Source organism: Grimontia sedimenti (assembly GCF_011045095.1).
In the GTDB taxonomy this organism is placed as follows: Bacteria; Pseudomonadota; Gammaproteobacteria; order Enterobacterales; family Vibrionaceae; genus Enterovibrio; species Enterovibrio sedimenti.
In genome coordinates this window covers 1-365 of the sequence record NZ_JAALDL010000069.1, presented here as the reverse complement: position 1 = coordinate 365, position 365 = coordinate 1, and the positions used below count along the sequence as shown (strand labels likewise).

The window sequence follows — 365 nt, the reverse complement described above, 5'->3', positions numbered from 1 at the left end:
TCATTGATGGTGGTTTCGACAGCGGCTGGTGCGGTTGGCTGCGCCTCGAAATCACCGCCAGCGGTAGTGTCGACAGAGACGATAAATACATCATCATCCGCCGATTCATTCAGGCTGTCATCCAGGGTATCAACCGTAAAGTCGATAGACGTAGTGCCAGCGGCGATCACCACATCGCGGGTCACTGGGGTGACATCACCGTCTTCAGTGGTCTTATGGCCAATCACCACGGTGACAGTAAAGTCAGCCGTTGGCGCTTCGCTGAGCGTCAAGGTGTAACTGGCCGCTTCGCCTTCATTCACTGAGGCATCGCCCGTCAGGGTCAGGGTTGGCGCATCCGTGGTGGTGCCGTCATTGATGGTGGT

1 protein-coding gene is annotated in these 365 nt (G+C 56.7%); it reads right to left on the bottom strand.

Translation table 11 applies throughout. The features are described 5' to 3' along the window. Positions 1 to 365 (bottom strand): immunoglobulin-like domain-containing protein (locus tag G5S52_RS23555; RefSeq protein ID WP_165018901.1); only part of this gene is annotated, 365 nt, incomplete at both ends.